This is a genomic window from Actinophytocola xinjiangensis (assembly GCF_001921215.1).
Classification (GTDB): Bacteria; Actinomycetota; Actinomycetes; order Mycobacteriales; family Pseudonocardiaceae; genus Actinophytocola; species Actinophytocola xinjiangensis.
Genome location: NZ_MSIF01000018.1, coordinates 15,434 through 40,465, shown reverse-complemented (window position 1 = coordinate 40,465; position 25,032 = coordinate 15,434). Strand labels below are relative to the sequence as shown.

At 71.0% G+C, this 25,032-nt stretch carries 19 protein-coding genes, 3 tRNA genes and 1 riboswitch; of the genes, 13 read left to right on the top strand and 9 right to left on the bottom strand.

From position 1 onward, the window contains the following. Positions 1–601: 601 nt before the first annotated feature. A complete protein-coding gene (locus BLA60_RS29280) occupies positions 602–2,347 on the top strand; it encodes a S8 family peptidase (RefSeq protein WP_245812199.1) in 1,746 nt (581 codons plus the stop codon). Between the two features lie 79 nt (positions 2,348–2,426). Here the strand turns inward: BLA60_RS29280 and BLA60_RS29275 are convergent, their stop codons facing one another. From BLA60_RS29275 to BLA60_RS29255, 6 genes are all read right to left on the bottom strand, one after another. After that, complete coding sequence (locus BLA60_RS29275; RefSeq protein ID WP_075136256.1) at positions 2,427–2,741, bottom strand: ArsR/SmtB family transcription factor; 315 nt, start codon at positions 2,739–2,741, stop codon at positions 2,427–2,429. A gap of 105 nt (positions 2,742–2,846) precedes the next feature. Beyond that, a tRNA-Cys gene (locus tag BLA60_RS43725) sits at positions 2,847–2,921 on the bottom strand. A 123-nt stretch (positions 2,922–3,044) separates the two neighbouring features. Then, positions 3,045–3,116 (bottom strand) — tRNA-Gln (locus BLA60_RS29270). Between the two features lie 154 nt (positions 3,117–3,270). Beyond that, a tRNA-Trp gene (locus BLA60_RS29265) sits at positions 3,271–3,339 on the bottom strand. Positions 3,340–3,613: 274 nt separating this feature from the next. Next, positions 3,614–4,567 (bottom strand): cyclase family protein, encoded by a 954-nt coding sequence (locus BLA60_RS29260; protein ID WP_245812198.1) that lies wholly within the window; start codon positions 4,565–4,567, stop codon positions 3,614–3,616. Positions 4,568–4,673: 106 nt separating this feature from the next. Continuing rightward, positions 4,674–5,426 (bottom strand): polysaccharide lyase family 7 protein, encoded by a 753-nt coding sequence (locus BLA60_RS29255; RefSeq protein WP_075136254.1) that lies wholly within the window; start codon positions 5,424–5,426, stop codon positions 4,674–4,676. A gap of 175 nt (positions 5,427–5,601) precedes the next feature. Here BLA60_RS29255 and BLA60_RS29250 point away from each other — a divergent pair, with 175 nt between their 5' ends. Next, positions 5,602–7,440 (top strand): serine/threonine-protein kinase, encoded by a 1,839-nt coding sequence (locus tag BLA60_RS29250; RefSeq protein ID WP_075136253.1) that lies wholly within the window; start codon positions 5,602–5,604, stop codon positions 7,438–7,440. A 66-nt stretch (positions 7,441–7,506) separates the two neighbouring features. Next, positions 7,507–8,298, top strand: coding sequence for an FHA domain-containing protein (locus tag BLA60_RS29245; RefSeq protein ID WP_075136252.1), 792 nt, complete (start codon positions 7,507–7,509; stop codon positions 8,296–8,298). Positions 8,299–8,303: 5 nt separating this feature from the next. Here BLA60_RS29245 and BLA60_RS29240 read toward each other — a convergent pair whose 3' ends face one another. Continuing rightward, on the bottom strand, positions 8,304–9,851 hold the full coding sequence (locus BLA60_RS29240) for a tetratricopeptide repeat protein (protein ID WP_075136251.1): 1,548 nt from the start codon (positions 9,849–9,851) through the stop codon (positions 8,304–8,306). A 94-nt stretch (positions 9,852–9,945) separates the two neighbouring features. On the opposite strand from BLA60_RS29240, the gene BLA60_RS29235 reads away from it, so the two are divergent. The 3 genes from BLA60_RS29235 to BLA60_RS43720 are packed head-to-tail and all read left to right on the top strand — an operon-like array spanning position 9,946 to position 10,696. Beyond that, on the top strand, positions 9,946–10,149 hold the full coding sequence (locus BLA60_RS29235) for a hypothetical protein (protein ID WP_075136250.1): 204 nt from the start codon (positions 9,946–9,948) through the stop codon (positions 10,147–10,149). 16 nt (positions 10,150–10,165) lie between these two features. Next, the gene (locus BLA60_RS29230; RefSeq protein ID WP_075136249.1) at positions 10,166–10,516 is read left to right on the top strand and encodes a hypothetical protein; all 351 of its coding nucleotides are present in this window, start codon (positions 10,166–10,168) and stop codon (positions 10,514–10,516) included. Positions 10,517–10,519: 3 nt separating this feature from the next. Continuing rightward, the gene (locus tag BLA60_RS43720; RefSeq protein WP_154814694.1) at positions 10,520–10,696 is read left to right on the top strand and encodes a hypothetical protein; all 177 of its coding nucleotides are present in this window, start codon (positions 10,520–10,522) and stop codon (positions 10,694–10,696) included. Between the two features lie 49 nt (positions 10,697–10,745). On the opposite strand, the gene BLA60_RS29225 is transcribed toward BLA60_RS43720, so the two are convergent. Both BLA60_RS29225 and BLA60_RS29220 read right to left on the bottom strand, forming a co-directional pair. Next, positions 10,746–11,141, bottom strand: a complete 396-nt coding sequence (locus tag BLA60_RS29225) for a hypothetical protein (RefSeq protein ID WP_075136248.1) — start codon at positions 11,139–11,141, stop codon at positions 10,746–10,748. Positions 11,142–11,192: 51 nt separating this feature from the next. Further along, positions 11,193–14,798, bottom strand: coding sequence for an nSTAND1 domain-containing NTPase (locus BLA60_RS29220; protein ID WP_075136247.1), 3,606 nt, complete (start codon positions 14,796–14,798; stop codon positions 11,193–11,195). Positions 14,799–14,898: 100 nt separating this feature from the next. Between BLA60_RS29220 and BLA60_RS29215 the strand changes: the two genes are divergently transcribed. From BLA60_RS29215 to BLA60_RS29185, 7 genes are all read left to right on the top strand, one after another. Further along, the gene (locus BLA60_RS29215) at positions 14,899–16,164 is read left to right on the top strand and encodes a phospholipase D-like domain-containing protein (RefSeq protein ID WP_075136246.1); all 1,266 of its coding nucleotides are present in this window, start codon (positions 14,899–14,901) and stop codon (positions 16,162–16,164) included. Positions 16,165–17,012: 848 nt separating this feature from the next. Then, positions 17,013–17,114 (top strand): K(+)-transporting ATPase subunit F, encoded by a 102-nt coding sequence (gene kdpF / locus BLA60_RS29210; protein WP_075136245.1) that lies wholly within the window; start codon positions 17,013–17,015, stop codon positions 17,112–17,114. Further along, entirely contained in the window at positions 17,114–18,763 is a 1,650-nt protein-coding gene (gene kdpA / locus BLA60_RS29205) for a potassium-transporting ATPase subunit KdpA (RefSeq protein ID WP_075136244.1), read from the top strand. The genes kdpF and kdpA overlap by 1 nt, the downstream gene beginning before the upstream one ends. Next, positions 18,760–20,844, top strand: a complete 2,085-nt coding sequence (kdpB, locus tag BLA60_RS29200) for a potassium-transporting ATPase subunit KdpB (protein ID WP_075136243.1) — start codon at positions 18,760–18,762, stop codon at positions 20,842–20,844. The genes kdpA and kdpB overlap by 4 nt, the downstream gene beginning before the upstream one ends. Positions 20,845–20,846: 2 nt before the next feature. Further along, positions 20,847–21,479: a potassium-transporting ATPase subunit C gene (locus BLA60_RS29195; RefSeq protein WP_075136242.1), complete on the top strand. Its 633-nt coding sequence runs from the start codon at positions 20,847–20,849 to the stop codon at positions 21,477–21,479. Positions 21,480–21,734: 255 nt separating this feature from the next. Next, on the top strand, positions 21,735–21,950 hold the full coding sequence (locus BLA60_RS29190) for a hypothetical protein (protein ID WP_075136241.1): 216 nt from the start codon (positions 21,735–21,737) through the stop codon (positions 21,948–21,950). Positions 21,951–21,998: 48 nt separating this feature from the next. After that, positions 21,999–22,215, top strand: a riboswitch (cobalamin riboswitch). Positions 22,216–22,278: 63 nt separating this feature from the next. Then, positions 22,279–25,026 carry a ribonucleoside-diphosphate reductase subunit alpha gene (locus BLA60_RS29185; RefSeq protein ID WP_075136240.1) on the top strand — a complete coding sequence of 916 codons (2,748 nt, stop codon included), beginning with the start codon at positions 22,279–22,281 and terminating at the stop codon, positions 25,024–25,026. The last annotated feature ends 6 nt before the right edge of the window (positions 25,027–25,032 follow it).

The window sequence follows — 25,032 nt, the reverse complement described above, 5'->3', positions numbered from 1 at the left end:
GCCAGATCCACCGCCGAGCGCCGCGCGTCGAGGCGTGTCAGGCCGCCTTTCCGCGCGCGATTCGTCTCCATTCCTGAAATTGTCTTCCGATGTCGTATCCTCTTTTTCTCGTGGGTCCGAATTGCCCGGAAAAATGGCTTCCGGATCGGAAGGCTTGATCTTCGGCGCTTGGCCGGTGTCCCGGGCCTACGGTCGTGGCCAGGGCGGGCGTCGGAGGCGGAGCGGGAGAATGCCGTTCCGGGCAACGGCGGAACGGTGGAAGCCGAATGGCCGAGAATCGTTGCCACCCAACGACTCGGGGCGTGGTCGCCGGCATGATCGGGACGGCTCCACGCGGCCCTTCGGAGCATGTCACTGCACTGAACGATGTAGTGAAAATTCTCCGTATGGTCATTCCTTTTGGTGAAGATTGTTCTATCGCGGCGAGGTCGCTAGGCTCGAGTTCGTCCGCGCGGACACCCGTTATCCCTGCTCCGCACGCCGGTGTGGCCCGGCGTGTGTGTACCTCCAACCGAGGGAGAACCCCGTAATGGGAGACGTTCGCGCGTCTTGGTCACGACGGCTGGGCGGACTGGTGTTCGCCGCTGCCGCGGCATCATCGATGATGGTGGTCGCGGCGCTGCCCGCCGCCGCTGAGGGACAGGTGGTCGGTGCTGATCGTGCCGGCGCCATCAAGGACAGCTATATCGTCGTCATGAAGGACGACGCCGCGCCGAGATCCCAGGCGGCGTCGAGCGCCCGCACGCTGACCGCCGAGTACGGCGGCCAGACGCGCCTGGTCTACGGCCACGCGCTCAACGGTTTCGCCGCCAGCATGTCCGCCGAGCAGGCCCGCAAGATGGCCGCCGACCCGCGCGTCGACTACGTCCAGCAGGACGCGGTCGTGCGGGCCACCGACCAGCCCAACCCCCCGTCGTGGGGCCTTGACCGGATCGACCAGCGCGACCTGCCGCTGGACGACAACTACGCCGTCAACGCGACCGCGGCCAACGTGACCGCGTACGTGATCGACACGGGCATCCGCACCACCCACGCCACGTTCGGTGGTCGTGCCACCTGGGGGACCAACACCACCGGGGACGGCAACGACACCGACTGCAACGGTCACGGCACGCACGTCGCCGGGACCATCGGTGGCGCCGAGTACGGTGTCGCGAAGGGCGTCCAGCTCGTCGCGGTGAAGGTGCTCAACTGTGCGGGTTCCGGCAGCTTCGCCGGTGTCGCCGCCGGCATCGACTGGGTGACCGCCAACGCGGTGAAGCCGGCCGTGGCCAACATGAGCCTCGGTGCGAACGGCAGTGACCCGGCCACCGAGACCGCGGTCCGCAACTCGATCGCCTCCGGCGTCACCTACGCCATCGCGTCCGGCAACTCGAACTCCGACGCGTGCAACTTCACCCCGGCCCGGGTGACCGAGGCGATCACCGTGAACGCCTCGGACATCACCGACACGCGCGCCACGTTCTCGAACTACGGCACGTGCTCGGACATCTTCGCGCCGGGCGTGGACATCACGTCGTCGTGGAACACCGGCGACACCGCCACCAACACCATCAGCGGCACCTCCATGGCGGCGCCGCACGTGGCCGGGGCGTCCGCCCTGTGGCTGGCCGACCACCCGACCGACATGCCGGACACCGTGCAGGCGGCGCTGGTCGCCAACAGCACCCCGGACAAGATCGTCAATCCGGGTCCCGGCTCGCCGAACCGCCTGCTGTACACGCCGTCCGACGGTGACCCCGGCGCCCCGCTGGCCGGCAACCCCGGCGCGCAGACCAGCAGCGTCAACACCGCGGACTCGGTGCAGCTCAACGTGTTCGGCGGCACCGGCCCGTTCACCTGGGCGGCCTCCGGCCTGCCGACCGGCCTGGCGATCGACAACTCGGGCCTGATCTCCGGCACGCCGACCACCGTCGGCTCGTTCGACGTGACGGCCACCGTCACCGACAGCGCCGGCCTGTCCGACGACGTCGCGTTCGGCTGGACGGTGCTCCCGCCGAGCACCAACTGCAACGCCAAGACGAACAAGAAGGTCCAGGCCATCGCCGACAACAGCACGGTGAACAGCCCGATCGCGATCAAGTGCTCCGGCTCCGGCGGCTTCGAGGCGACCGTCGAGGTGCACATCCAGCACACCTGGATCGGTGACCTCGTCGTGGACCTGGTGGCCCCGGACGGCACCGCCTACAACCTGCACAACCGCACCGGTGGCTCCGCGGACAACATCGACCAGACGTACACGGTCGACCTGTCCGGTGAGCTCGTCAAGGGAACCTGGAACCTGCGCGTCAGTGACCTGGCCACCGCCGACACCGGCCAGCTGACCAGCTGGACGCTCGACCTGTAGAACACCTCGGCCGGTGGCCGCGTGCACCACGCGGCCACCGGCCAGCGTTTTCCGATCACCGACGACCTGGCGCGGCCGCTCATGGCGGCGCCAGGTCGTCCGCGATGACGAGGTCGAGCAGGCCGGGGAAGCGGGATTCCAGTTCGCCCCGGCGCAGCGCGACGTAGTGGTTGCGTCCGACCTGCCACTGACGGATGACGCCGGCCTCGCACAGGGCTCTCCAGTGGTGGGTGGCCGTCGCCTTGGTGACGCCGAGGTCGATGGTGCCGCAGGCGAGGCCGTCGTCGCCGCCGTGGGCGAGGGCGCGCACGATGGCCAGCCGGATGGGGTGGCCGAGGGACGCGAGCACGGTGTCGATCCGCAGCTGATCGACCGATGGGTGGAAGTGCCCCATCCGCGCATCGTACGTCATCGTTCTGTAGACAATTCGTGACGCTGCGTGTCGGTGTGTGGCCATGTCGGCACGCTCGCACGACTGGGCCGGCGGAGCAGGACACTGTGGAGACCCACCCGGGAGTCGAACCCGGAACACCACGGCTTTGCAGGCCGCGTCACGACCGTCGTGAGGTGGGCCACGGGGGCCGGCGCGTACGCCGGCCGGTGGTCGTGGAAGACGTGGGTGTCGAACCCACCACGACGATCGTGCGAGGATCGTCTGCGCGCCGGCGCGTCCCCCGTGCCCCCGTAGCGGGGGTTGCTGCCCGTCGAGGATTCGAACCTCGGTCTCCGCGACCAGAGCGCGGCGTCCTGCCGGCTGGACCAACGGGCATTCGTTCGGGGGTCCGGCCGCACGGTCGGCGACCGGACCCCACTGGCCCGCCCCTGTGCCGTGGTCGCGACAGGGGCGAGCCTGGAGAAATGTCATGCTCCACTGTGGAAATATAAATGAACGGCACCGACCCAGTGAAATAGTCGATGCGGCGCACCGGCGGAGGGAGTCGAACCCCCGGCAAACGGTTTTGGAGACCGTTGCGCCACCGTGGCTCGCCGACAGGAATTCAGCCGCGAAAAAGAGAAGCCGCCCGGATCGGTTACCCGATGGGCGGCTCCCTCGACCTGAGGTCCTACCTCAGGGTGGGGAGCCTGGACCAGCCTGCTGCCAGCACGAAACCCACGAACAGGCGCCGCCCGACCAGCAGGCGGCGGCGGATGCGGCGGCGTGACACCGGCACCGCGCTCCTCGCGTCCACTGGTCGGTCATGATGCTCCCTCGTTCGTTGACGCATTCATCATGGCGCACGCCGCGGCCCGCGTCAATCGAATACGTCAGAATGTGGCGATCGGATTGACCGGGCTCCCGGACGTTCCGGCGAAACGCACCGGAGCGACCGCGAGCTGGAATTCCCACTGGCCGAGTTCTACGGCCGTCGACGCGCACGCCTCCAGGTCGCAGTTGTCCAGCAGCCACAGTCCCATCGCGACCAGGCTCACGGCGTGCACCGGCATCAGCACGTCGTCATAGCCCGACGGGAGGACGTCCTGCGGGGTGTCGGCGCCGATCAGCGCGACCTCCCGCTCGTGCAGCCACGGCAGGCACGACGCGTGCCAGCCGGCCTGCTCGACACCGCCGGCCTCGCCGCCCTCGTGCCGGACCCGGCCCCGGCCGGTCCGCAGGAGCACCGCGTCACCGGGCCGCACCCGCACACCCTGACGCCGCTGCGCCTCCTCCAGGTCGTCCGGGAACACGCCCTGCCCCGGTTCCAGCCACGGCACGTCCCGCACCCGCGCGACGTCCAACAACACCCCGCGCGTGACGATACCGTCCGCCGCCGCGGTGACCGCCGCCCACGCCGACCCCGTCGAGGCGTCGACCAACGAGTGCGACCGCCCGTTGTACAGCCGCCCGTCCCAGAAGAGGTGACACGGCGAGTCGACGTGGGTGATCGTGTTGCCGTGGTAGTCGAGGCCGAGCCGCTCGTTGGAGAAACCCCAGCGCCGGTCGCGGTGGAACGCCGGCGGCATGTTCTCGGCCCCCGGCATGTCGGCGGCACACGGGCACGTCGTCGTCGCCCGCTCCATCTCCGCCGGCACGGCGACCTCCCACCCGCACGACACGCTCCGGCCGTGCCGCACCGCCCGCGCCGCCGCCACCCGCACCTCGTCGGTGACGTGGTTGAGCGTGCCGCGCTCGTCGTCGGCACCCCACCGCCCCCAGTTGGACAACGTGTCGAAGTACCCGAGCACGTCCTCCTGCGTCGGCACCGATCGCCCAGCCGTCATCCCCACAGGTTATTCGGCCCGCCCGAACACCGCTGCCGGGACGTCCACCCGTGAGATTCCTGGCCGATGGGACCGGGTGGTCCGCTCGCCTCGTGGGGACAGGCCGTCAGGAATGGGTCACCTGGAGGTCGGAGATGTGGACCTCGCCGTAGTTGCGGTGGTGGCACGGTGCGGAGTTGGTGCAGTTGGCCTGGGTGTAGGCGCCGGCCTTGAAGTAGTTGCCGTCGCGGGTGTGGGGGATGGTGGTCTGGAGTTCGCCGTTGTGGTAGACGTCGATCTCGCCGTTCTCGACGACGAACTTGGCCTCGAACTCGGTGCCCAGGACGTAGTTGTCGGTGACCAGGTGGTGGTGGGTGACGTCGGGGGAGGTGATGTAGAGGTTGTTGCCCTCCAACCGGAACACCGTCACGTCGTCGTCGCCGTCGTGGATCTGGGCGCCGACGAGGTGGGGTTTGTCGTTGGGCAGAGCCATGAACGCCTCGGTGACGACCAGGGTGTGGGTGCCTTCGGTGGCGTCCCAGGCTGCCTCGTCCGAGCCGTCGGCGGTCATCTCGCGTAACTCGGCGCGGGGGTAGGCGGAGCCGCCGGTGGTGACGCCGTTGACGGGGGACCGGAACCGGACCGCCTCGCAGTTGTTCGTCGCCTGGAACCAGGGCCTGGCACTGAAGGTGTCCAGTTCCGGCTGGGTGATCTCGGTGGGGTCCTCCTCGCCGCCGGTGGGCAGGGTCATCTTCCAGCCGGTGAGGTCCAGGACCCGCGCCGGGAACGGGCACCGCTCGGTGGCGGGGGAGTGGTCGGCGTGGGCCGGCAGGGCCAGGGCGACCAGCGCGACGGCGGCCAGGACAACGGTACGTGCCACGGGGTTTCGGTCCTTTCGAACGTGGTCGGGGGCGACGACGAAACCTAGGCGGAACCGCCGTGACCGGTCTCCTGGTCCTCGGCGTAGGAGCAGGTCGTGACGGCACGCATGCGGGGCGTCGCATCTTGTTACCCTGGACCTGCCTGCGCGTTCCGGACTCAGGTGAGGGGGATCCGTGCGTCCCGGAGACACGTTCGTCGGCCGCTACGTCCTCAGGGAGGTCGTCGGCACCGGGCGGGGCGGCGACGTGTGGCTGGCCCACGACACGGTGGTCGGCCAGGACGTCGCGCTCAAACCGGAGCTCGTCGAGGGCGACCGGGAGACCGCGCTGCGCCGGCTGCTCGGCGAACCGCGCGCCATGGCCAAGTTCCGCGACCACCCGCACGTCGTCACCCTGTTCGACGTCGTGGAGGCGCCGGGGGACCGGTACTGGTTCGTGATGGAGTACGTGCCCGGCCGGGGCCTGGACCGCCAGCCACCGATGTCGCCCGAGCGGGCCGCCGAGATCGGCGCCCAGCTCGCCGACGCGCTCGCCGCCCTGCACGAGGCGGGTGTCGTGCACTGCGACGTCAAGCCGGCCAACACCGGGCTCACCCGGCGCGGCACCGCCAAACTGCTCGACTTCGGAGCCGCCTACCGGGTCGGCGGCGCCGAGACCGTCACCGCCAACGGCCCGTTCAGCTTCACCCCCGACTACGCCGCCCCCGAACTCGCCCGGGGACAGGTCCCCCGGCCCGCCTCGGACGTGTTCGGTCTCGGCGCGACCCTGCACGCGCTGGTCACCGGCTCACCGCCGCGCGGCACCGAACCGGACGACGACGAGGGCCTGACGTACTGGAAGGCCGAGCAGGGTTTCGTCGAGCTGGACCGGGACGCGGTGGGCCCGCTGCACCCGGTGCTGACCGCCATGCTCCAGCGCGACCCCCGCACACGCCCGGACGCCGCCGAGGCCGCCCGCCAGCTGCGCGCCGCCGCCGCCGGGCCGGGGCCGGCGCTGGCCGCGACGGGGAACCGCCGGCGGTGGCTACCGGTGGCCGTCGGTGCCGCCGCCGCGCTCGCTCTGGTGCTGAGCCTGGTCATCTCGGGCGACGACGGCGACGCCTCCCAGGACACCGGGTCGCCGGCCGACCCGCCGGACACCCGGTCGCTGATCGGTGACCCCCGCACCGCCGACCTGTGCGCCCTGGCCGACGCCGACGCCCTCGCCCCGTTCGGCGAGGCCGAGGTCGACCCGGAGTACCGCAACTTCGACAGCTGCGACGTGCTCGTCGAGCCGGACGCCGACACCCGCATCGACGTGCAGATCCAGTTCCGCCCCGGCCTGCCGCCCGAGACCGCCACCCCCAGCAGGACCATCGGCGGCATCGGTGTGCTGCCGGAGCCGGAGGAGGAGGACGACGAGGTGTGCGGGCGGGTCCTGCTGCCCCTCGACGGCGGCACCGACGACGGCATCCTCGTCCGGATCCGCGTCCAGGTCGAGGACGGTGAGCTGGCCGCCGGCCCCGCGACCCTGTGCGCGATGGCCGACGCGGCGGCCGTGCCGGCGGCCGAGGTCCTGGACCGGGGCCCGATGCGGCGCCGGTCCCCGCCCTACCCGGAGACGTCGCTGGCGTGGGCCGACGCGTGCGCGCTGCTCGACGCCGACTCGCTGGCGGCCGTTCCGGGCATCATGGTCAACGCGCCGGAGGTCGGGGTGGCGAACTGGACCTGCAAGTGGTCCAGCACCGTCGACGACCTGGAGACGGAGCTGAAGTTCTACCGCGACGAGATCACCGAGGAGTACAGGGAGCCGGTGTCCGTCGGCGGCCACGACGTGTACGTCGTGCCGGAACGCAACGACGCGGGTACCTGCACGGCGTTCCTGCCCTACCGGCGCTACGGCGACCGCAACTCCTCCGCGAACGCCTACGAGATCCTGCGGGTGTACGTCGGCGGGCTGCGGCCCGTGCCGGAGTTGTGTGTGATGGCCAGGGAGCTGGCCGCGTCCGCCGCCGAGGAACTGCCCCCGCTCTGACGGTCCGGGAGGGGTCTCCGGGCGGTGACGAAGACTGGATCGACGCCCACGGAAAGGAGCACGGTGATGAGCCGTCCCCCCAGCCTCGCCCGTCTCCACGAGACCGACCCCCGGTCGCGGCCGGGCACGCTGCACGCCCGGTCCCTGGCGGGCGGCATCCAGGTCGTGCCCGAGCCCGGCCGCACCGTCCGTTTCGGCCGGGGCGGCAAACCCGACACCCAGTTGCGGGTCGGCGCCGACGACACCCGGGTCAGCCGCCGCCACGGCGAGCTGACCTACCAGGACCGGAGCTGGTGGCTGCGCAACACCGGCCAGCAGCTGCTGCGGCTGCCACGCGGCCAGCTGATGCACACCTCCACCGAGCCCGTGCCGCTGACCGCCGGCTACACCCCGGTGTTCGTCCGAGGTTCGGGCTACCGCGAGCACCTGGTCGAGCTGTACGTCACCGACTACGACAACAACGGCCCCGACCCGAAGGAAACGGCCCTCACCGTCCCGCCGAAACGCTGGCCGCTGCACGACGACGAGCGGCTGGCGCTGATCATCCTGGGCCAGGAGTACCTGCGTTACGCCGCCGAGCCCCGGCCGCTGGTGTACCGCCGGGCGGTGGCGCAACTGCGGGTACTGGAACCCGAGTTCGGCTGGTCCAAGCGCAAGATCGAGGACCGGGTCGCGGCCGTGCGCCGTCGCCTGCACGAGAGCGGTTCGGTGCGCGCCAAGCTGATGCGCGCCGAGGACGACGACGCCTGCGACGCCACCCTGATGGACAACCTGCTGCGCGAGCTCGTCGACTCCACCACGCTGGTCCCGCCGGACCTCGACGAACTGGACCGCGCCTTCGACGACCTGGAGTCCTGAACCGGTCAGCGGACGAGCATCGTGCGGTAGGCGGCCCGAATGTCCTCATCGGACGACTGGACGTACTGCGGGCCGGGGCCGACGTCGACACCGGCGGGCGTGCGGTAGTTGAGGAACTCCGGGCGGCAGGCCGCGCCGCCGATCTGGAGGCCGAAGTCGGCCAGCTTCCGGCCGGTGCGCACCTCGTACACCCGCACCGGGGTCTCGCGCTTGTGGAACGAGACGGCGACCGGCGCGCCGTAGCCACTGTTCTTGTAGTACGTGCAGGTCTGGGCGACATCGCCGTGTTCGACCTCGCCGGCGCAGATGATCAGCGTCGCGTTCTTCGGGTCGCTGGCCCGCCAGTTCCCCGGCAGGGCCTTGCGCTGCGTGTCCTGCCCGAAGATCATCGCGCGGAAGGTGCCGCGCCCGCGGTAGGGGCGGGCGGCGCCGTAGGGCTTGGGGTTGTCGCAGTAGGCCGGTGTCTCGTCCGCGTAGCTGGTGGTCACCAGCCCCCGGACCTCGGCCAGTTGGATCGCCCAGGTGGCCAGGGTGACGCCGCGGGTGGCCCTCGGCGCGCCAGGGTCGTGGGGGTAGGTGTCGAGGAACTGTTGGTAGGTGGTGCGGGCATTGGCCGCCTCGCCCGCGGCGAGACGGGTGTCCGCGCAGGTCAGCAGGGCGAGCGGGGCGACCTTGGCGGCGACGGTCCGCGCGCTGTCGAGGTCGTCGGACTCGGTCTTCTGCTGGGTGATCCAGTCGGTGACGCCGACGGTGCGGCACGCGTCGTCGGTCGGCAGGCCGGTGAGGAACGCCTCCAGTGCGGCGTCGGTGTCCTGCTGGCGGTTCGGGAAATCCGTGCGGACGGTGGCGAGCACGTCGAAACCGCGTTCCAGGGCCGGCCGGTCGGCGTTGGCGAGGCCGGTCCGCAGGTCGTCGCGGACCTGGTCGAGCAGCAGGTCCTCGTGGTAGCGGCGCGCGCCGCTCCAGCGCGCGGCCGGCAGCAGCGCGTAGCTGGCCATCGTGTCGGCGGCGGCCAGCCGGTCGGTCCTGGCGAGCCCGCGGGCGCGTTGGACGAGCCGGCACGCCTCGGCGCTGTCGAGCAGGTCGTCGGCGACCGGCCCGTCGCCGATCCGCTGCCAGAACCCCACACCGTCCGCGATCGACAGTGTGCGGTCGCAGTCACCGCGCTCGTGGGCGGCGGTCGCGTCATCGGCGCGCCCGTTGAGGTCCAGCCGGACGACCAGGAGGGTGCCGAGCACCGCCACCGCGAGCACGGCGACACCGACCCGCTGCCCGGCCATCGTGCTGGTCGCCCCCCGACGCGCGGCGACCCAGCCGTGGACGATGGTGGCGGCCCACCAGGCGAGCAGCACCCACTGCACCCAGCCGGCGTGCACCACACCGCCCACGACTCCCAACAGGGCGAGGGAGACCAGCGCGCTGAGAACACCGAGCGCCCTCCGGCCGAGCAGCAGGTACCCGACCCCCAACAACGACGCGTTCCCCACGGCGACCGCCAGCGGGTCCCTCGGCGTGGGCGTCACGGACTCGTCGGCGATCGTCGGCAGGTACATCGCGGACATCCTTGGCTCGGGCCAACACTGGTGCACCACAGTGTTGCCCCACAACGCGGGAGGGGTCCCCGCTACGATTCGGCGGGGAGGTTCGGTGGACGAGCTCAGCGACTGTCTCGACCTCGTCGCGGAGACACTCCGCCGTCACCCCGACCAGCGGGAGGGTCAGGCCTATGTCAACGCGGCCAGAATGATGTGGCCGGGCCTGCTCGACGACATTCCCCCGGAATGCGATCCGTTCACCGTTGACCGCCGGCTTCCGGCATTTCTCGACTGGTTGGCACAGGCCCACCCCTGAGTGAAGGAGGTGCGGCGTGCTCAGCGGCGCGGAACTGATGGCGGCGGCGCGGCGGTGGATCGCGCGACGCGGCCAGGTCCGGTCCGAACACGCCCAGACCGACGACCACCAGGCGATGGAGCGGTCCCCAGGTGACCACTGGGAGGCGGAGGTGTTTTCCAGGCCGCCGCTGGTGTCCCTGGAGAGAACACCCGACTTGGTGGCCTTCGACTGGCTGGGGCGTCGTTTCCCCTCGGCCGGCGGGAAGATCGCCTGGGATCGGGTGACCGGGCGGCACCAGCACTGGAGGATCGAGGACGAGAAGCTGCTCGTGGAGCGTGCTTGCGCCGAGATCCGCGAGCGGGTCACACCCGGCTCGACGGTCTAGCACGTGGGCGACGGACTGTCGCCCTACGGAGTGCGGTTCGCCGGGGAGCAGGCCGTGGCGGTGACGGCCGCGCTGCTCGAGGTGCCGGAGCACCACTACTTCCTCGCCGGGGACCGCACCTGGATCGTGGTGGTCGCGTTCGAGGGTGACCTGGACGTTCTCGACCTCGACACCGAGTGAGGTGTCCAGTTCGCGGTGAGCGGACCGCGAACTGGACGGCGGGAAACCCTTACGGCGAGTAGCTCGTGGCGAAACCCGAGCCGGCGTCGGCGACGTAGGTCTTGCCGACCTGAGCCCGGTATCCCTTGGTGTAGTGGGTGTTGCCGCTGCCGTTCTGCGTCTTGTCCGTGGCGATGAGTTTCCACGGCGAGTTCGTGTAGACGCCGAACGAGACGACGCGGTTGTCGTTCGCCCGGCCCCAGACGTAGCTGACGCCTCCGCACGTGCCCCGGCGGAGTTGGACGTACCGGGTGCCGGACGTGTTCTCCGCGACCGTGCGGACGTTGGTGCAGTTCCCCGGGTTGCTGTACCAGTTGGACACTGACGCGGTCGCCGTGCCCGGCATCAGGGTGAGCGTGAGCAGCGCGCCGAGCGACGCCGCGGTGACTCTCAGTTTCGTACGCATGGATGTTCCCCTTTCCGCTTCAAACCTAGGAAAACGCCCGCCCGGCCGGTGTCAGGCGAACGCCGGACAGGTCCGAGGATGCTCGTCGGGGAGGAACTGGGAGCGCTCCGCGCGGGTCAGATCCCGGCCAACGACACGGCAGATCTCCCGGATCGCCCGGTTCTCGTCGGTGGTCCAGAGGATCGTGGTGCTGTCGGCGCTGGCGACGGTCCGGCCGTCGGGGGCGATCGCCACCGCCTCGACCGGTCCTGTGTGGCCGGTCAGGGTCGCCAGCCGCGCCCCGGTGACCGCGTCCCACAGGCCGACGGTGTTCTCGGCGCCGCCGGTCACCAGCAGCCGCCCGTCGGCGCTGAAGGCCAGGCTGTTGAGCGTGTCGTGGTGGGTGAACCGGCGGACCGGCGTCCCGCGCTCGACGTCCCACAGCACCACCGCCCGGCCCGCGGCGACGGTGGCGAGCGTACGGCCGTCGGGGCTGAACGCCAGCTCGCGGGGCAGCCCGGTGTGGGTGAGGGTCGCCAGCCGCGCCCTGGCGCGGAAGTCCCACAGGACCACCTGGTGGGCGTTTCCGTTGCTGGTGGCCAGAACGCGCCCGTCCGGGCTGAACTCCACGGAGTTCAGCGACTCGTCGCCGGGCAGCACGTCGAGCCTGGTGTGCCGGCGCGCGTCCCAGACCGCGACCGTGCCGTCGCTGCTCGCGGTCGCCAGCGTGCGGTCGTCGGGGGTGAACGCCGCGTCGCGCACGGCGTCGGTGTGGCCGGTGAGCGTCGCCCGCACCACCGGTGCGGCGCGGTCGGTGACGTCCAGCAGGTGCACACCGCCGTCGGCCACCCCGGTGGTGCGGCGGGGCGATCCGGTGGCGACGGCCAGCGTCCGGCCGTCGTGGCTGAACGTCAGGGCGTTCACCGGACCAGTGGTCGACCGGACGGTGGCCACCGGGTGCCGGCCGGCGACGTCCCACAGCGCCACCGTCCCGTCGGTGCCGGCGGTCGCGACCGTGCGCCCGTCGCGGCTGAACGCGGTCGCGGTGACGGTGCCGGCGTGCCCGGGCAGCGGGGCGCGGTCGACGTCCCACAGCAGGACGCGGCCCTGCTCCTCCCCGGAGGCCAGCAGCGGCAGCCGGGGGTGGAAGGCCAGGGCGTAGACGTTGTTGGTGTGCCCGGTGAGCCGCGCGCGCACCGCCCGGCTCGGCAGGTCCCACAGGATCACCGTGTCGTCGTGGCCGGCGGAGGCGAGCGTGCGGCCGTCCGGGCTGAACGCCACCGCCCTGGCCGCGTCGGTGTGCCCGGACAGCGTCGCCAGCCGCGCCCCGGTCACCGGATCCCACAGCCCGACGGTGTGGTCGGAGCTCGCGCTGGCCAGCAGCCGGCCGTCGGGGCTGAACGCCAGACCGTCCACGGCCGCCGCGTGGCCGGTCAGGGTGGCCAGCGCGCGCCCGGTCGCGGTGTCCCACAGGCGGATCGTCCGGTCGGCACCAGCGGTGGCGACCCGTTGCCCGTCGGGGCTGAACACCACGGCCTGCACGACGCCGCGGTGCCCGGTCAGCCGGTGCGCCGCGACCCCGGCGGCGCGGTCCCACAGGACGGCCGTCCGGTCGTTGCCGGCGGTGGCGACCAGCCGCCCGTCGGGGCTGAACCGGACGTCGCGGATCCGGTCGGTGTGCCCGGACAACGCGGCCACCCGCTCACCGGTGCCGGCGTCCCAGAGCACCAGATCGGCGTCGTCGCCGCCGGTGGCCAGCGTGTGGCCGTCGGGGCTGTAGGCCACCGCGCGCAGCCAGGTCCGGTGCGCGGTCAGTGTGGCCAGCCGCGCGCGGCGCCGGGTGTCCCACACGACGAGCCGGCCGTCCTTGCCGACGCTGGCCAGCCGCGCCCCGTCCCGGCGGAAGGCGACGTCGGAGACCGCGTTGCCATGACCGGACAGTTCGCCCTGGTAGACCTGGTAGGACGCCAGGCTCAGCAGCGCGCCGCGCGCTTCGGGGGTCGACGCGGTGCGGTAGGCGGCGACCCCGAGCAGCATCGCCGTGCCCGGCGCGGTGTCCCGCAGCGCCAGCGCTTCGGCGGCGAGCTGGCGGGAGATCGCGGTCTGCCGGGTCGCGACCGCCTCGGTGTGCTGGGCCAGCGTGACCCCGGCCAGCGCCGTGACCACCAGCAACGCCGTCGCGAGCCCCGCCGCCAGCCACCGCAGCCGGCGCCGCCGCCGGGCCTCGGCGCTGCTCGCGGTCCGCTCGGCGTCGACGCTGGCCGCGACGAAGGCACGCTCGGCGGCGTTGAGCTCCTCGCCCCGGTGGCCGGTGACCCATTCGCGGACCATCGCCAGCCGGGTGCCCCGGTACAGGGCGCCGGGGTCGCGGTGCACCTCCTCCCAGGCACGGGTGGCCTCGCCCAGGTTCCGGTGCACCCGCAGCCACTGGTGGTCCTGGCGGATCCAGCCGGCCAGCCGGGGCCACGCGGTGATGAGCGCCTCGTGGGCCAGGTCCACGGCGTCGCCGTCGAGGGTGACCAGCCGCGCCTCGGCCAGCCGCTCCACCACCGTTCCGGTGTCGTCGCCGGTGTCCTCGCTGGTGTCGTCGCTGCCGCTGAACTCGGCGCGGCGGGCCGGGCGGCGGGTCGCCTGGGCGTCCTCGGTGGGCACGACGACCAGCCGCAGCAGCACCCGCCGGGCGGTGGTCGCCTGCCCGGGCGACAGCGCGGCGTACACCTGTTCGGCGGTGCGGGCGAGTGCGCCGTGCACGCCGCCGGCGGCCTCGTAGCCCGCCACGGTCAGCGTCCGGCCCCTGCGCCGGCGCCACGTTTCCAGCAGCACGTGCGACACCATCGGCAGGCCACCGGGCTCGTCGAGCACCTCGTCGACCAGCCGGGTGGTCAGCGCGCGCTGGACGACCAGCCCGGCGGCCGTCGCCGGCGCGACGATGGCCTCCCGCAGCTCGTCGGCGGTCATCGGCCCGACCAGCACCTGGGCCGTGCACAGGGCGTCGGCGAGCGCGGGGTGTTCGGCGCAGCGGCCGTAGAAGTCGGCCCGCAACGCGACGATGACCCGCGCCCGACTCCCCATCAACGCGGCGATCACCCGCGCGCGCTCCCGGGCGTCGCACAGCGTGAACAGCTCCTCGAACTGGTCGACCACCAGCACCGTGCCCTCACCGGGGTCGGTCAGCGTGCCCGGGGTGCACAGCGCGACGGCCGTCGCGGGGTCACGTTCCCGCAGCCGGGGCAGCACCCCGGCGCGCAGCAGCGAGGACTTCCCGGCGCCCGACGCCCCGACCACGGCGACGAACCGGTGCCGGGCGGTCAGCGCCAGGATTTCGGCGATCAGCCTGTCGCGGCCGAAGAACCGGTCCCGGTCGGTCTCCTCGAACGTCGCCAGCCCGAGGTACGGGGAGGTGGCGAGCGCGGCGACGTCGGCGCTGGCCTGCCGCCAGCGTCGTTCCCACTCGTCGGGGTCGCCGCCGCAGGCCGTGACGTAGGCCAGGGTCACCGGCAGCGTCGGCAGCCGCGCCCCGGCGGCGGCCTGGGACAACACGACCGCCGAGTACCCCGCCTGACGGGCCATGGCGCGGTAGGTGATCCCGTTGGCCGAGCGGCGCAACAGCCGCAGTTCGTGCGCGAACCGCTGCACCGGTCCCGCGTCGGGGTCCAACGATCCCTCAGTGCGCCCCATCCCTGCATTGAAGCAGTTGTTGGGTAGCTCGAACGGTGGCTGCCTATCAATGTGACCGCTGGTTACCGTGCTGGTCGCACCGCTGAGCGAGGGAGAGAATGTGACTGACAAGGGACGACGCGCGCTGGCGGCGGTACTGGCCGGCCTGCTCGCCATGTCGCTGACCGGCGGGCCCGCCCGGGCCGACGACGACGTCTCGGCGGCGGCGGTGACCGGGCCGCCGGTGATCAACGCGCCGGTGTTCAACGATCCCACGGTCGCGTCGGGGACCGCCGAGCCCAGCGAGCGCCAGGCGGCCGTGATGAACCAGCTGATCCGGCTCATCCAGGCCACCCCGGCCGGCGCGGAAATCAACTTCGTGATGTTCGCGTTCGTGCCGGGAGTCCGGTCCACCGAGGTGGCTGACCAGTTGGTCGCGGCGCACCAGCGCGGCGTTGCGGTCAAGGTGATCCTCGACTACCTGGAGGACGGTTCCGGGGACCCGATCCACGCCCAGCTCAGCGCCGGGCTGGGGACGGTGGAGACCGCCGGGTCGTGGGCCGTGCGCTGCCCGGCGAACCGGGGCTGCATCGCGCGGAACTACATGCACAGCAAGTTCGCCGTGTTCTCCAGTGTCGTGGTCAACGGCGTCACGCACAGCAACGTGGTCTTCCAGACCTCGTCGAACCTGTCCGACTGGTACCTGTACAACTCGTTCAACGACTCCTACACCGTCAGCGACGCCGCGATCTACACCGGCTTCCGGACCTATTTCCGGGACCTGCAGGCGGGCCGCAAGACGGCGGTCAACCCCGGCTACTTCTGGAGCACGCCGACCGGCTCGAAGTACCGGGCCACCTACCAGCCCCGGGCCACCAGCACCGGTGACCACATCGTGAACATCCTGCGGCTCATCGAATGCTCCTATGTGGACACCGATGGCGTGCGGCGACAGACCGATGTTCGGATAGCGCTGACCATCTTCAACAAGAACCGCCTGCAGATCGCCAAGGAACTGCTCAGGCTGCGCGGCGAGAACTGCTGGATCGACATCGTGCACTACGAGGACTCCGCCAACGACCCCGTCAAGTCCGTCGACGCCGACGTCCGCAAGGTCCTGGCGACCCAGGCCAGCAACGGGAAGTACATGCAGGTGACCCCGTGCCGGGTGCCGGTCGACGGCCGCGCGGTCACCATCCACACCAAGGTCATGATGACCGACGGCTTCTACGACGACGACATCGAGCCGCGCGTCTACACCGGCAGCGCGAACTTCTCCCACCTGGAGAACTCCGACGACTCGTTCCTGCGGATCATGGGTCGGGACGTGCACGACCAGTACCTGGCGTGGTTCTACGACCTGCGTTCCTTCTGCCAACAGAGTTAGCTGCCCCGGGGGCTGGTGCGCGGCCGCATGCCAACGCGGCCGCGCACCCCGTTTCGACCATCGCGCGACACGACCGCCGCACCAAGGCGGGACTTCCGTTCGCGATCGATGTTGTCCACAGACACCAGACCAAAACCGAAAACCTCCCTTTTCCCGACTAGGCTGGAAATCGGGGGGATCCCCGACGCCGGGGGTTTGGACAGCGATCGCGTTGAGGCCAGGTCGCCGTGGCGATGCCGCGGAGCGGTGGTGTTGAGGGCGGGTTGCCGCGGCATTGTGGGGACTGGCCGCGCTGGGCCGGGGTGTGGCGGTGTTGTTGGGAGTGGTCGTGTTGTGGAGTAGTGGCGTTGGGGTTGTGGTGACGTGGAGGGGCAGCGTGGTTGGGGTCAGGCCACGGCGACGAGGTCGGGAGCGGTGGCCGTGAGGCCGGGCGATGGGGAATCGTGGCGTCGGGTAGCGGCGGTGCTGTCGGGCAGCAAGGGAGAAGCGGCGCCGGTCGCAGTAGTTGGTGTCTCCAAGGGCCGCCGGTCGACTCGACGCGGCGGGCGGGCGACCCCACGACCACCGGCCCCGGTCGCCGTGCGTCACCGGCTCTGACCCACCTGTAACTCCACAGTGGAGGGATCACCCGAGGGTGAGGATCGCGTAAAGGTGACCCCCGCCGGTATCAAGGTTCCGTCATGGTGGCGGACGTTGTCCCTGCTCCGGGCCCACACTCACCCCGTACGGCCGCCATCGGAGCGGCCCTGATGTGAGGAGCCTGGGCCGATGGCCGATCTGGCCTTCGCCGCTCTGCTGGTGGCCAGCTTTCTCCTGCTCGCGTTGACGTTACGGGGGTTGGAGAAGCTGTGAGTGGCACCGGTGTTCTGGCAAACGTGGTCGGTGGCGTGCTCGCGCTGCTGCTGATCGTCTACCTGTTCGTGGCCCTGACCAGGCCGGAGAAGTTCTGATGGCCGGCCTGCTCCAGGTCGGGGTGCTGCTGGCGGCGTTGGCCGCCGTCCACAAGCCGCTCGGCGACTACATGGCCCGGGTGTTCACCAGCACCCGGCACCTGGCCGTCGAACGGGTCGTCTACCGGGCCGTGCGGGTCGACCCCGACCGCGAACAGCACTGGAAGACCTACGCGGCCGGCGTGCTCGGGTTCTCGTTCGTCTCGATCGTGTTGCTGTATCTGATACAGCGGTTGCAGTCCGTGCTGCCGTTCGACTTCGGGCGGGGCCCGGTCGAGCCGGGGATCGCGTTCAACACGGCGATCAGTTTCGTGGCCAACACGAACTGGCAGTCCTACGTGCCGGAAACGGTGATGGGACACACCGTGCAGATGCTCGGCCTGACCGTGCAGAACTTCCTGTCCGCCGCCGTCGGGCTGTCCGTGGCCATGGCCCTCGTGCGCGGGTTCGTCCGGTCGAGGACCGACCGGCTCGGCAACTTCTGGGTCGACCTCACCCGCGGCACCGTCCGCATCCTGCTGCCGATGGCCTTCCTGTTCGCCGTCGTGCTGGTCGGGCTGGGCGTGGTGCAGAGTCTGCGGTCCGGTGTGGACATCACCTCCGTCGACGGGCGGAGCAACCACATCGCGCTCGCCCCGGCCGCCAGCCAGGAAGTGATCAAGGAACTGGGCACCAACGGCGGCGGCATCTTCAACGCCAACTCCGCGCACCCGTTCGAGAACCCCAACGGCTGGACCAACCTGATCGAGATCTTCCTGCTGCTGGTCATCCCGGTCTCGCTGACTCGCACGTTCGGGACCCTGGTCGGCAACCGCCGGCAGGGCTACGCGCTGCTGTCGGTGATGACCGTGCTGTGGGGCGCCATGCTCGCCGTCATCTGGTGGGCCGAGGCTCACCCGAACGGGCCGGCGGCACTGCTGGCCGGCGCCGGCACCGAGGGCAAGGAGGTCCGGTTCGGGATCGCCGGCTCGGCGCTGTTCGCGAACTCCACCACCGGCACCTCGACCGGCGCGGTGAACTCGATGCACGACAGCTACTCCGGCCTCGGCGGGGGCGGCACGATGCTGAACATGCTGTTCGGCGAGATGACGCCCGGCGGCGTCGGAACCGGCCTGTACAGCATGCTGGTGATGGCGATCATCGCCATGTTCCTCGCCGGTCTGATGGTCGGCCGCACCCCCGAGTACCTCGGCAAGAAGCTCGGGCGCCGCGAGGTCACCGCCGCCGCCGTCACCATCCTGGCGATGCCGACCGTGCTGCTGCTCGGCGCCGGGATCGCGATCCTGCTCCCCGGAACCTCGGGCTATCTGGCCAACTCCGGGCCGCACGGCTGGTCGGAGGTGCTCTACGCCTACACCTCCGCGTCCAACAACAACGGGTCCGCGTTCGCCGGCATCACCGTCACCAGCCCGTGGTTCCAGTCCTCGCTGGGGCTGTGCATGCTGTTCGGCCGGTTGATCCCGATCCTGGCGGTGCTGTGTCTGGCCGGCTCGCTCGCCGCGCAGAAGAAGGTCCCCTCGACCTCCGGCACGTTGCCGACCACGGGAGCACTGTTCCCCACCCTGTTGACCGGCACCGTGGTGCTGGTCGCCGCGTTGACGTTCATCCCGGCGCTCGCGCTGGGACCCATCGCAGAGGCACTCGCATGACCACCACGACAGACCGGCCCGCCCCCCAGCACACCGCCGAACGGACCGGGCGGATCGGCGCGGGGGTGTTCAACCCGCGTCAGCTGCTCACCTCGCTGCCCGACGCGCTGCGCAAGCTCCACCCGCGCCACCAGGTCCGCAACCCGGTCATGTTCGTGGTGTGGGTCGGCTCGGTGCTCTCCACCGTGTTCGCGATCGGCGACCCCGACGTGTTCACCATCGCGGTGGCGCTGTGGCTCTGGTTCACCGTGCTGTTCGCCAACCTCGCCGAGGCCGTCGCCGAGGGCCGGGGCAAGGCGCAGGCGGAAACCCTGCGTCGCGGCAAGAAGGAGACCGTCGCCCGGCGGCTGGCGCCCGACGGCACCGAGGAAACGGTACCCGGGGTGTCGTTGCGCATCGGTGACCTCGTGGTGGTCGAAGCGGGACAGGTGATCCCCGGCGACGGCGAGATCGTCGAGGGCATCGCGACGGTCGACGAGTCGGCGATCACCGGGGAGTCCGCGCCGGTGATCCGCGAGTCCGGCGGCGACTTCTCCTCGGTCACCGGCGGCACCACCGTGCTGTCGGACCGGATCGTCGTGCGGATCTCCACCAAACCCGGTGAGTCCTTCGTGGACCGAATGATCGCGCTGGTGGAAGGCGCGCGGCGGCAGAAGACACCGAACGAGATCGCGTTGACGATCCTGCTGTCCACGCTGACGATCATCTTCCTGCTGGCGGTGCTCACCCTCCAACCCATCGCCCGCCACTCCGGCAGCGTCCAGTCGGTGATCGTGCTGACCGCGCTGCTGGTGTGCCTGATCCCGACCACGATCGGGGCGCTGCTCTCGGCGATCGGCATCGCCGGCATGGACCGGTTGGTGCAGCGCAACGTGCTCGCGACCTCCGGGCGCGCGGTCGAGGCCGCCGGCGACGTGTCGACCCTGCTGCTGGACAAGACCGGCACCATCACCTTCGGCAACCGCCGGGCCACCGAGCTGATCCCCGTCGGAACGTCCACAGCGGACGATCTGGCGGCGGCGGCCCGGCTGTCCAGCCTCGCCGACGGCACCCCCGAGGGCCGTAGCATCGTCGAGCTGTGTGCGCGACGCCACGGCCTGCCCGCCGAGGCCACCGAGGCCGAGTCCGCCGGCGAGTTCGTGCCGTTCACCGCCCAGACCAGGATGAGCGGCATCGACCTGGACGGGCGGCTGGTGCGCAAGGGCGCCGCGAGCGCGGTCCGGGCGTGGGTGACCGACCAGGGCGGCGAGTCCGCCGACGAGGTCCGCGCGGTCGTCGACCGGGTCAGCGCCGAGGGCGCGACGCCGCTGGTGGTCGCCGAGGTGGTGGCCGGCACCCCCGTGGTGCACGGCGTGGTCCGGCTCTCCGACGTGGTCAAACCACGGATGCGTGACCGGTTCGCCGAACTGCGGTCCATGGGCATCCGCACGGTCATGATCACCGGCGACAACCCGTTGACCGCCAGGGCGATCGCCGACGAGTCCGGTGTGGACGACTTCCTCGCGGAGGCCACACCGGAGGACAAGATGGCGCTCATCCGCCGCGAGCAGGAAGGTGGCTGGCTGGTCGCGATGACCGGCGACGGCACCAACGACGCCCCGGCGCTGGCCCAGTCCGACGTCGGGGTCGCGATGAACTCGGGCACCATGGCGGCCAAGGAGGCCGGCAACATGGTCGACCTCGACTCGGACCCGACGAAGCTGATCGAGATCGTCGAGATCGGCAAACAGCTGCTGATCACCCGGGGCGCGCTGACCACGTTCAGCGTCGCCAACGACCTGGCGAAGTACTTCGCGATCCTGCCGGCCATGTTCGCCGGGATCTTCCCGCAGCTGGACAAGCTGAACATCATGAACCTGGCGACACCGCAGTCGGCGATCCTCTCGGCGGTGATCTTCAACGCGCTGGTCATCATCGGGCTGATCCCGCTGGCGCTGCGCGGGGTGCGCTACCGCCCGTCGACCGCGAACGCGTTGCTGCGGCGCAACCTGGTCGTTTACGGCCTCGGCGGCATCCTCACCCCGTTCGTCGGCATCTGGCTGATCGACCTGCTGGTCCGTCTCATTCCCGGAATCGGATAACCATGAACGCACTCCTGAAACAAAGCCTCGCCGGCCTGCGGATCCTGCTGGTGCTCACCGTGCTGACCGGTGTCCTCTACCCCCTCGGGGTGTGGGCGGTCAGCCGGCTGCCCGGTCTGCAGGCCAACGCCGAGGGCTCGGTGGTCGAGGTCGACGGCCGGGCCGTCGGCTCGGACCTCATCGGCATCGACCCGGTGGCCGAGGACCCCGCCCGCGACCCGTGGTTCCACACCCGGCCCTCCGCCGTGGCACTGGACCTCGACGGCGACGGCTCGGCCGACAACCTCGGCCCGGCCGACGGGTCGATCTCGATGGGCTCCAACAAGGGCGCGTTCGACGAGGACCTGGTCGCGGCCGTCGAGGACCGCCGCGCCACCATCGCCGACCGCGAGGACGTGGAACCGTCCCAGGTCCCGCCGGACGCGGTCACCGCGTCCGCGTCCGGCCTGGACCCGCACATCAGCCCGGCCTACGCCGAGTTGCAGGTGCCACGGGTCGCCCGGGTGACCGGCCTGTCCGAGGACCGGGTCCGGGCACTGGTCGAGGAGAACACCGACGGCCGTGGCCTCGGTGTCCTCGGTGAGCCGGGCGTGAACGTCCTGAAGCTCAACCTGGCGGTCACCGCCGCCGGGTGAGGACCGATCGACCCGCCGGGCGCGGGTCGGGGCGACCGTGGGAGAACCGCGGCCGCGCCCGGCCCGCGCCCGACGCGTAGGGATCCCGACAAGGTCGCGGTGCCGGGCGTCAATTCCGGGTAGGGATGGCGGAAATCGGGTGGTGGCAGTGCTTTCCTCGAACCAGGAACGTCTCGTCGAGGAGGAAACCGTGACGTTGTCGGAAACACTGCCCAGTGTCGCAGCGGCCAGGGACGAACGCGTGACCCCGGGACTGTGGCCCGCCGCTCGACCTCGGCGGCGGGTTCGCCGCGCCCTACCGGCCGGGCGACGCGGAGTTCGACCTCGCCGGGCTGGCCACCCGGGTGCGGGTGGCGCTGGGCCGTCCCGCGACCGCCGATCGTCGGCGTTCGGGCCGGCGCGACGTCGCTGCTGGTCCGCCGGGAGACCGAGGACGACCTGCTGCGCCGCGACCTGGCCCCCGGGTACTGAGACACGCCCCATGTTGTGGGGGTGTTTGCGGGGGTTGGCACAACATGTAGTGTCATGCGCGCTGGTGGTTCGTGACGGCCGGTTCGGTCGGCGCGAGGCAAGAGGGAACCCGGTGTGAATCCGGGACTGGCCCGCAGCGGTAAGTGGGAACGACAGCCGTCATCAAGCACTGGGCACGGTGTGCCTGGGAAGCGACGGCCAGTAGGTCTGCCGAGTCCGGCAGGTGCCCGCGAGTCCGAAGACCTGCCACCAGCCCGCGCCCTCGGGTGCGGTGACGTCCGGCCGCGACGGGTGGCCGGGCGTGGTACGAGCTCGCGAGGAGAGAGTCGTGTCGCCCATTGTGGCCACTGTAGACAGTCATGCGCCGACCGGGACGGCCCTGCGTGTCGTCCGCCGTGACGGCACCGTGTCGCCGTTCGATCTGGACAAGATCTCGGTGGCGTTGAGCAAGGCGTTCCTGGCGGTGGAGGGGGCCGGCGCCGCCACGTCCGCGCGCCGCCACCACGTCGTCGGCGAGCTGACCGCCCAGGTGGAGTCGTCGCTGCGCCGCCACGCGCGGGCCGACGTCGTGCACATCGAGCACGTCCAGGACCTGGTGGAACTGGCCCTGATGCGCGGCGGGCACCACAAGGTCGCCCGCGCGTACGTGCTGTACCGCGAGGAACGCGCCCGCGCACGAGCCGTACCGGCCGAACAACCGGCCGAACCCGGCTGGACCAGGGTCGAGCGGCTGGTCGCCGACGCGGTCGAGGGCGTCGCGGACGTCTCGGCCGAGCGGGTGCTCGCCGAGGCGCGGCGCAACGTGTACCCCGGGATCACCGACGAGGAGCTGGCGACCGCGCTGGTCATGTCGGCGCGCACGCTCGTCGAGCAGGAGCCGAACTACTCGACGGTGACCGCGCGGCTGCTGCTGGACAAGCTGCGCGGCGAGGCCCTGAGCCACCTGTCCGCCGGCCACCACCAGGCCCGCCGGTCCGAACTGGACTATCCCCGCTACTTCCGCGACTACCTGCGCCGGGCCATCGACCTGGAGCTGGTCGACCCCGAGCTGGCGACGTTCGACCTGGACCGGGTCACCTCGGCGATCCGCCCCGAGCGGGACCTGGACTTCGGCTTCCTCGGGTTGCAGACCCTCTACGACCGCTACTTCCTGCACGAGCACGGCACCCGCTTCGAACTGCCGCAGGCGTTCTTCCTGCGGGTCGCCATGGGCCTCGCGCTCCGCGAGGACGACCGGGAGGCCCGCGCCGCCCAGTTCTACGAGCTGCTGTCCACGTTCGACTTCATGGCCTCCACCCCGACGCTGTTCAACTCGGGCACCACCCGCGCCCAGCTCTCGTCGTGCTTCCTGACCACGGTGGCCGACAGCCTCGACGCGATCTTCCAGTCGTACCGGAACAACGCGCTGCTGGCGAAGTACTCCGGCGGCCTGGGCAACGACTGGACGCCGGTACGTGGCCTCGGCGCGCACATCAAGGGGACCAACGGCCGGTCACAGGGCGTCGTGCCGTTCCTCAAGATCGCCAACGACACCGCGGTCGCGGTCAACCAGGGCGGCAAACGCAAGGGCGCCGCGTGCGCCTACCTGGAGACCTGGCACATCGACGTCGAGCAGTTCCTCGACCTGCGCAGGAACACCGGCGACGACCGGCGCCGCACGCACGACATGAACACCGCGAACTGGGTGCCGGACGAGTTCCTGCGCCGGGTCGAGGCCGACGCCGACTGGACGTTGTTCTCCCCGGACGAGGTCCCCGACCTGCACGACCTCTACGGCGCGGACTTCGCCCGGGCCTACCGCGACCACGAGGCCGCCGCCGCGCGGGGCGAGATCGCCGTGTTCCGCACGGTGCGCGCGGTGGACCTGTGGCGGCGGATGCTCACCATGCTGTTCGAGACCGGCCACCCGTGGATCACCTTCAAGGATCCGTGCAACCTGCGGTCCCCGCAACAGCACGTCGGCGTGGTGCACTCGTCGAACCTGTGCACCGAGATCACCCTGAACACCAGCGCGGACGAGGTCGCGGTGTGCAACCTCGGGTCGGTCAACCTCGCCCGGCACGTCACCGAGGACGGCCTGGACACCGCCCGGCTCGAACGCACCGTGCGTACCGCCGTGCGGATGCTGGACAACGTGATCGACATCAACTTCTACACGATCCCACAGACGCGGCGGTCGAACCTGCGCCACCGCCCGGTCGGGCTCGGGCTGATGGGCTACCAGGACGCGCTGTTCACCCTCGGTATCCCGATGGCCTCGGACGCGGCGGTCGAGTTCGCCGACCGGAGCATGGAACACCTGAGCCACCACGCGATCGCCGCGTCGGTCGACCTCGCGGCCGAGCGTGGGGCCTACGAGTCGTTCCCCGGATCCCTGTGGAGCAAGGGAATACTGCCGATCGACTCGCTGGGCCTGCTCGCCGAGGCCCGCGCCGGCGACGCCCTGGACGTCGACCTGTCGTCCACACTGGACTGGGCGGCGTTGCGTGAGCGGGTGCGGACCACCGGGATGCGCAACTCGAACGTGCTGGCGATCGCGCCGACCGCGACGATCTCCAACATCTGCGGGGTCGGCCAGTCGATCGAGCCGCTGTTCCAGAACCTGTACGTCAAGTCCAACATGTCCGGTGACTTCACCGTGACCAACCAGCACCTGGTCCGGCACCTGAAGGAGCGGGGCCTGTGGGACGAGGTCATGGTCGCCGACCTGAAGTACTTCGACGGCAGCCTGACCGAGATCGACCGCGTCCCCGATGACCTGAAGAGGCTGTTCGCCACCGCCTTCGAGATCGACAGCCACTGGCTGGTCGACGCCGCGTCCCGCCGGCAGAAGTGGATCGACCAGGCGCAGTCGCTCAACCTCTACGTCGCCGAGCCAAGCGGCCGCGTGCTCGACGAGCTGTACCGCCACGCCTGGCACCGGGGCCTGAAGACGACGTACTACCTGCGTGCCAAGGCGGCCACCCAGGTGGAGAAGAGCACCCTGCGCGGCACCGACGGCAGGCTCAACGCCGTGCCGGTCGCCGAACCCGCGGCCTGCCGCGTCGAGGACCCCGACTGCGAAGCCTGCCAGTGAACCCCT

Bases quoted from the DNA above. Each gene is read 5' to 3' on its own strand.
- BLA60_RS29240 (WP_075136251.1), bottom strand. From the start codon at position 9,851: ATGTACCTGCCGACGATCGCCGACGAGTCCGTGACGCCCACGCCGAGG.
- kdpB (WP_075136243.1), top strand. From the start codon at position 18,760: ATGACCACCACGACAGACCGGCCCGCCCCCCAGCACACCGCCGAACGG.
- BLA60_RS29225 (WP_075136248.1), bottom strand. From the start codon at position 11,141: ATGCGTACGAAACTGAGAGTCACCGCGGCGTCGCTCGGCGCGCTGCTC.
- BLA60_RS29280 (WP_245812199.1), top strand. From the start codon at position 602: ATGATGGTGGTCGCGGCGCTGCCCGCCGCCGCTGAGGGACAGGTGGTC.
- BLA60_RS29275 (WP_075136256.1), bottom strand. From the start codon at position 2,741: ATGGGGCACTTCCACCCATCGGTCGATCAGCTGCGGATCGACACCGTG.
- BLA60_RS29245 (WP_075136252.1), top strand. From the start codon at position 7,507: ATGAGCCGTCCCCCCAGCCTCGCCCGTCTCCACGAGACCGACCCCCGG.
- BLA60_RS29220 (WP_075136247.1), bottom strand. From the start codon at position 14,798: ATGGGGCGCACTGAGGGATCGTTGGACCCCGACGCGGGACCGGTGCAG.
- kdpA (WP_075136244.1), top strand. From the start codon at position 17,114: ATGGCCGGCCTGCTCCAGGTCGGGGTGCTGCTGGCGGCGTTGGCCGCC.
- BLA60_RS29260 (WP_245812198.1), bottom strand. From the start codon at position 4,567: ATGACGGCTGGGCGATCGGTGCCGACGCAGGAGGACGTGCTCGGGTAC.
- BLA60_RS29195 (WP_075136242.1), top strand. From the start codon at position 20,847: ATGAACGCACTCCTGAAACAAAGCCTCGCCGGCCTGCGGATCCTGCTG.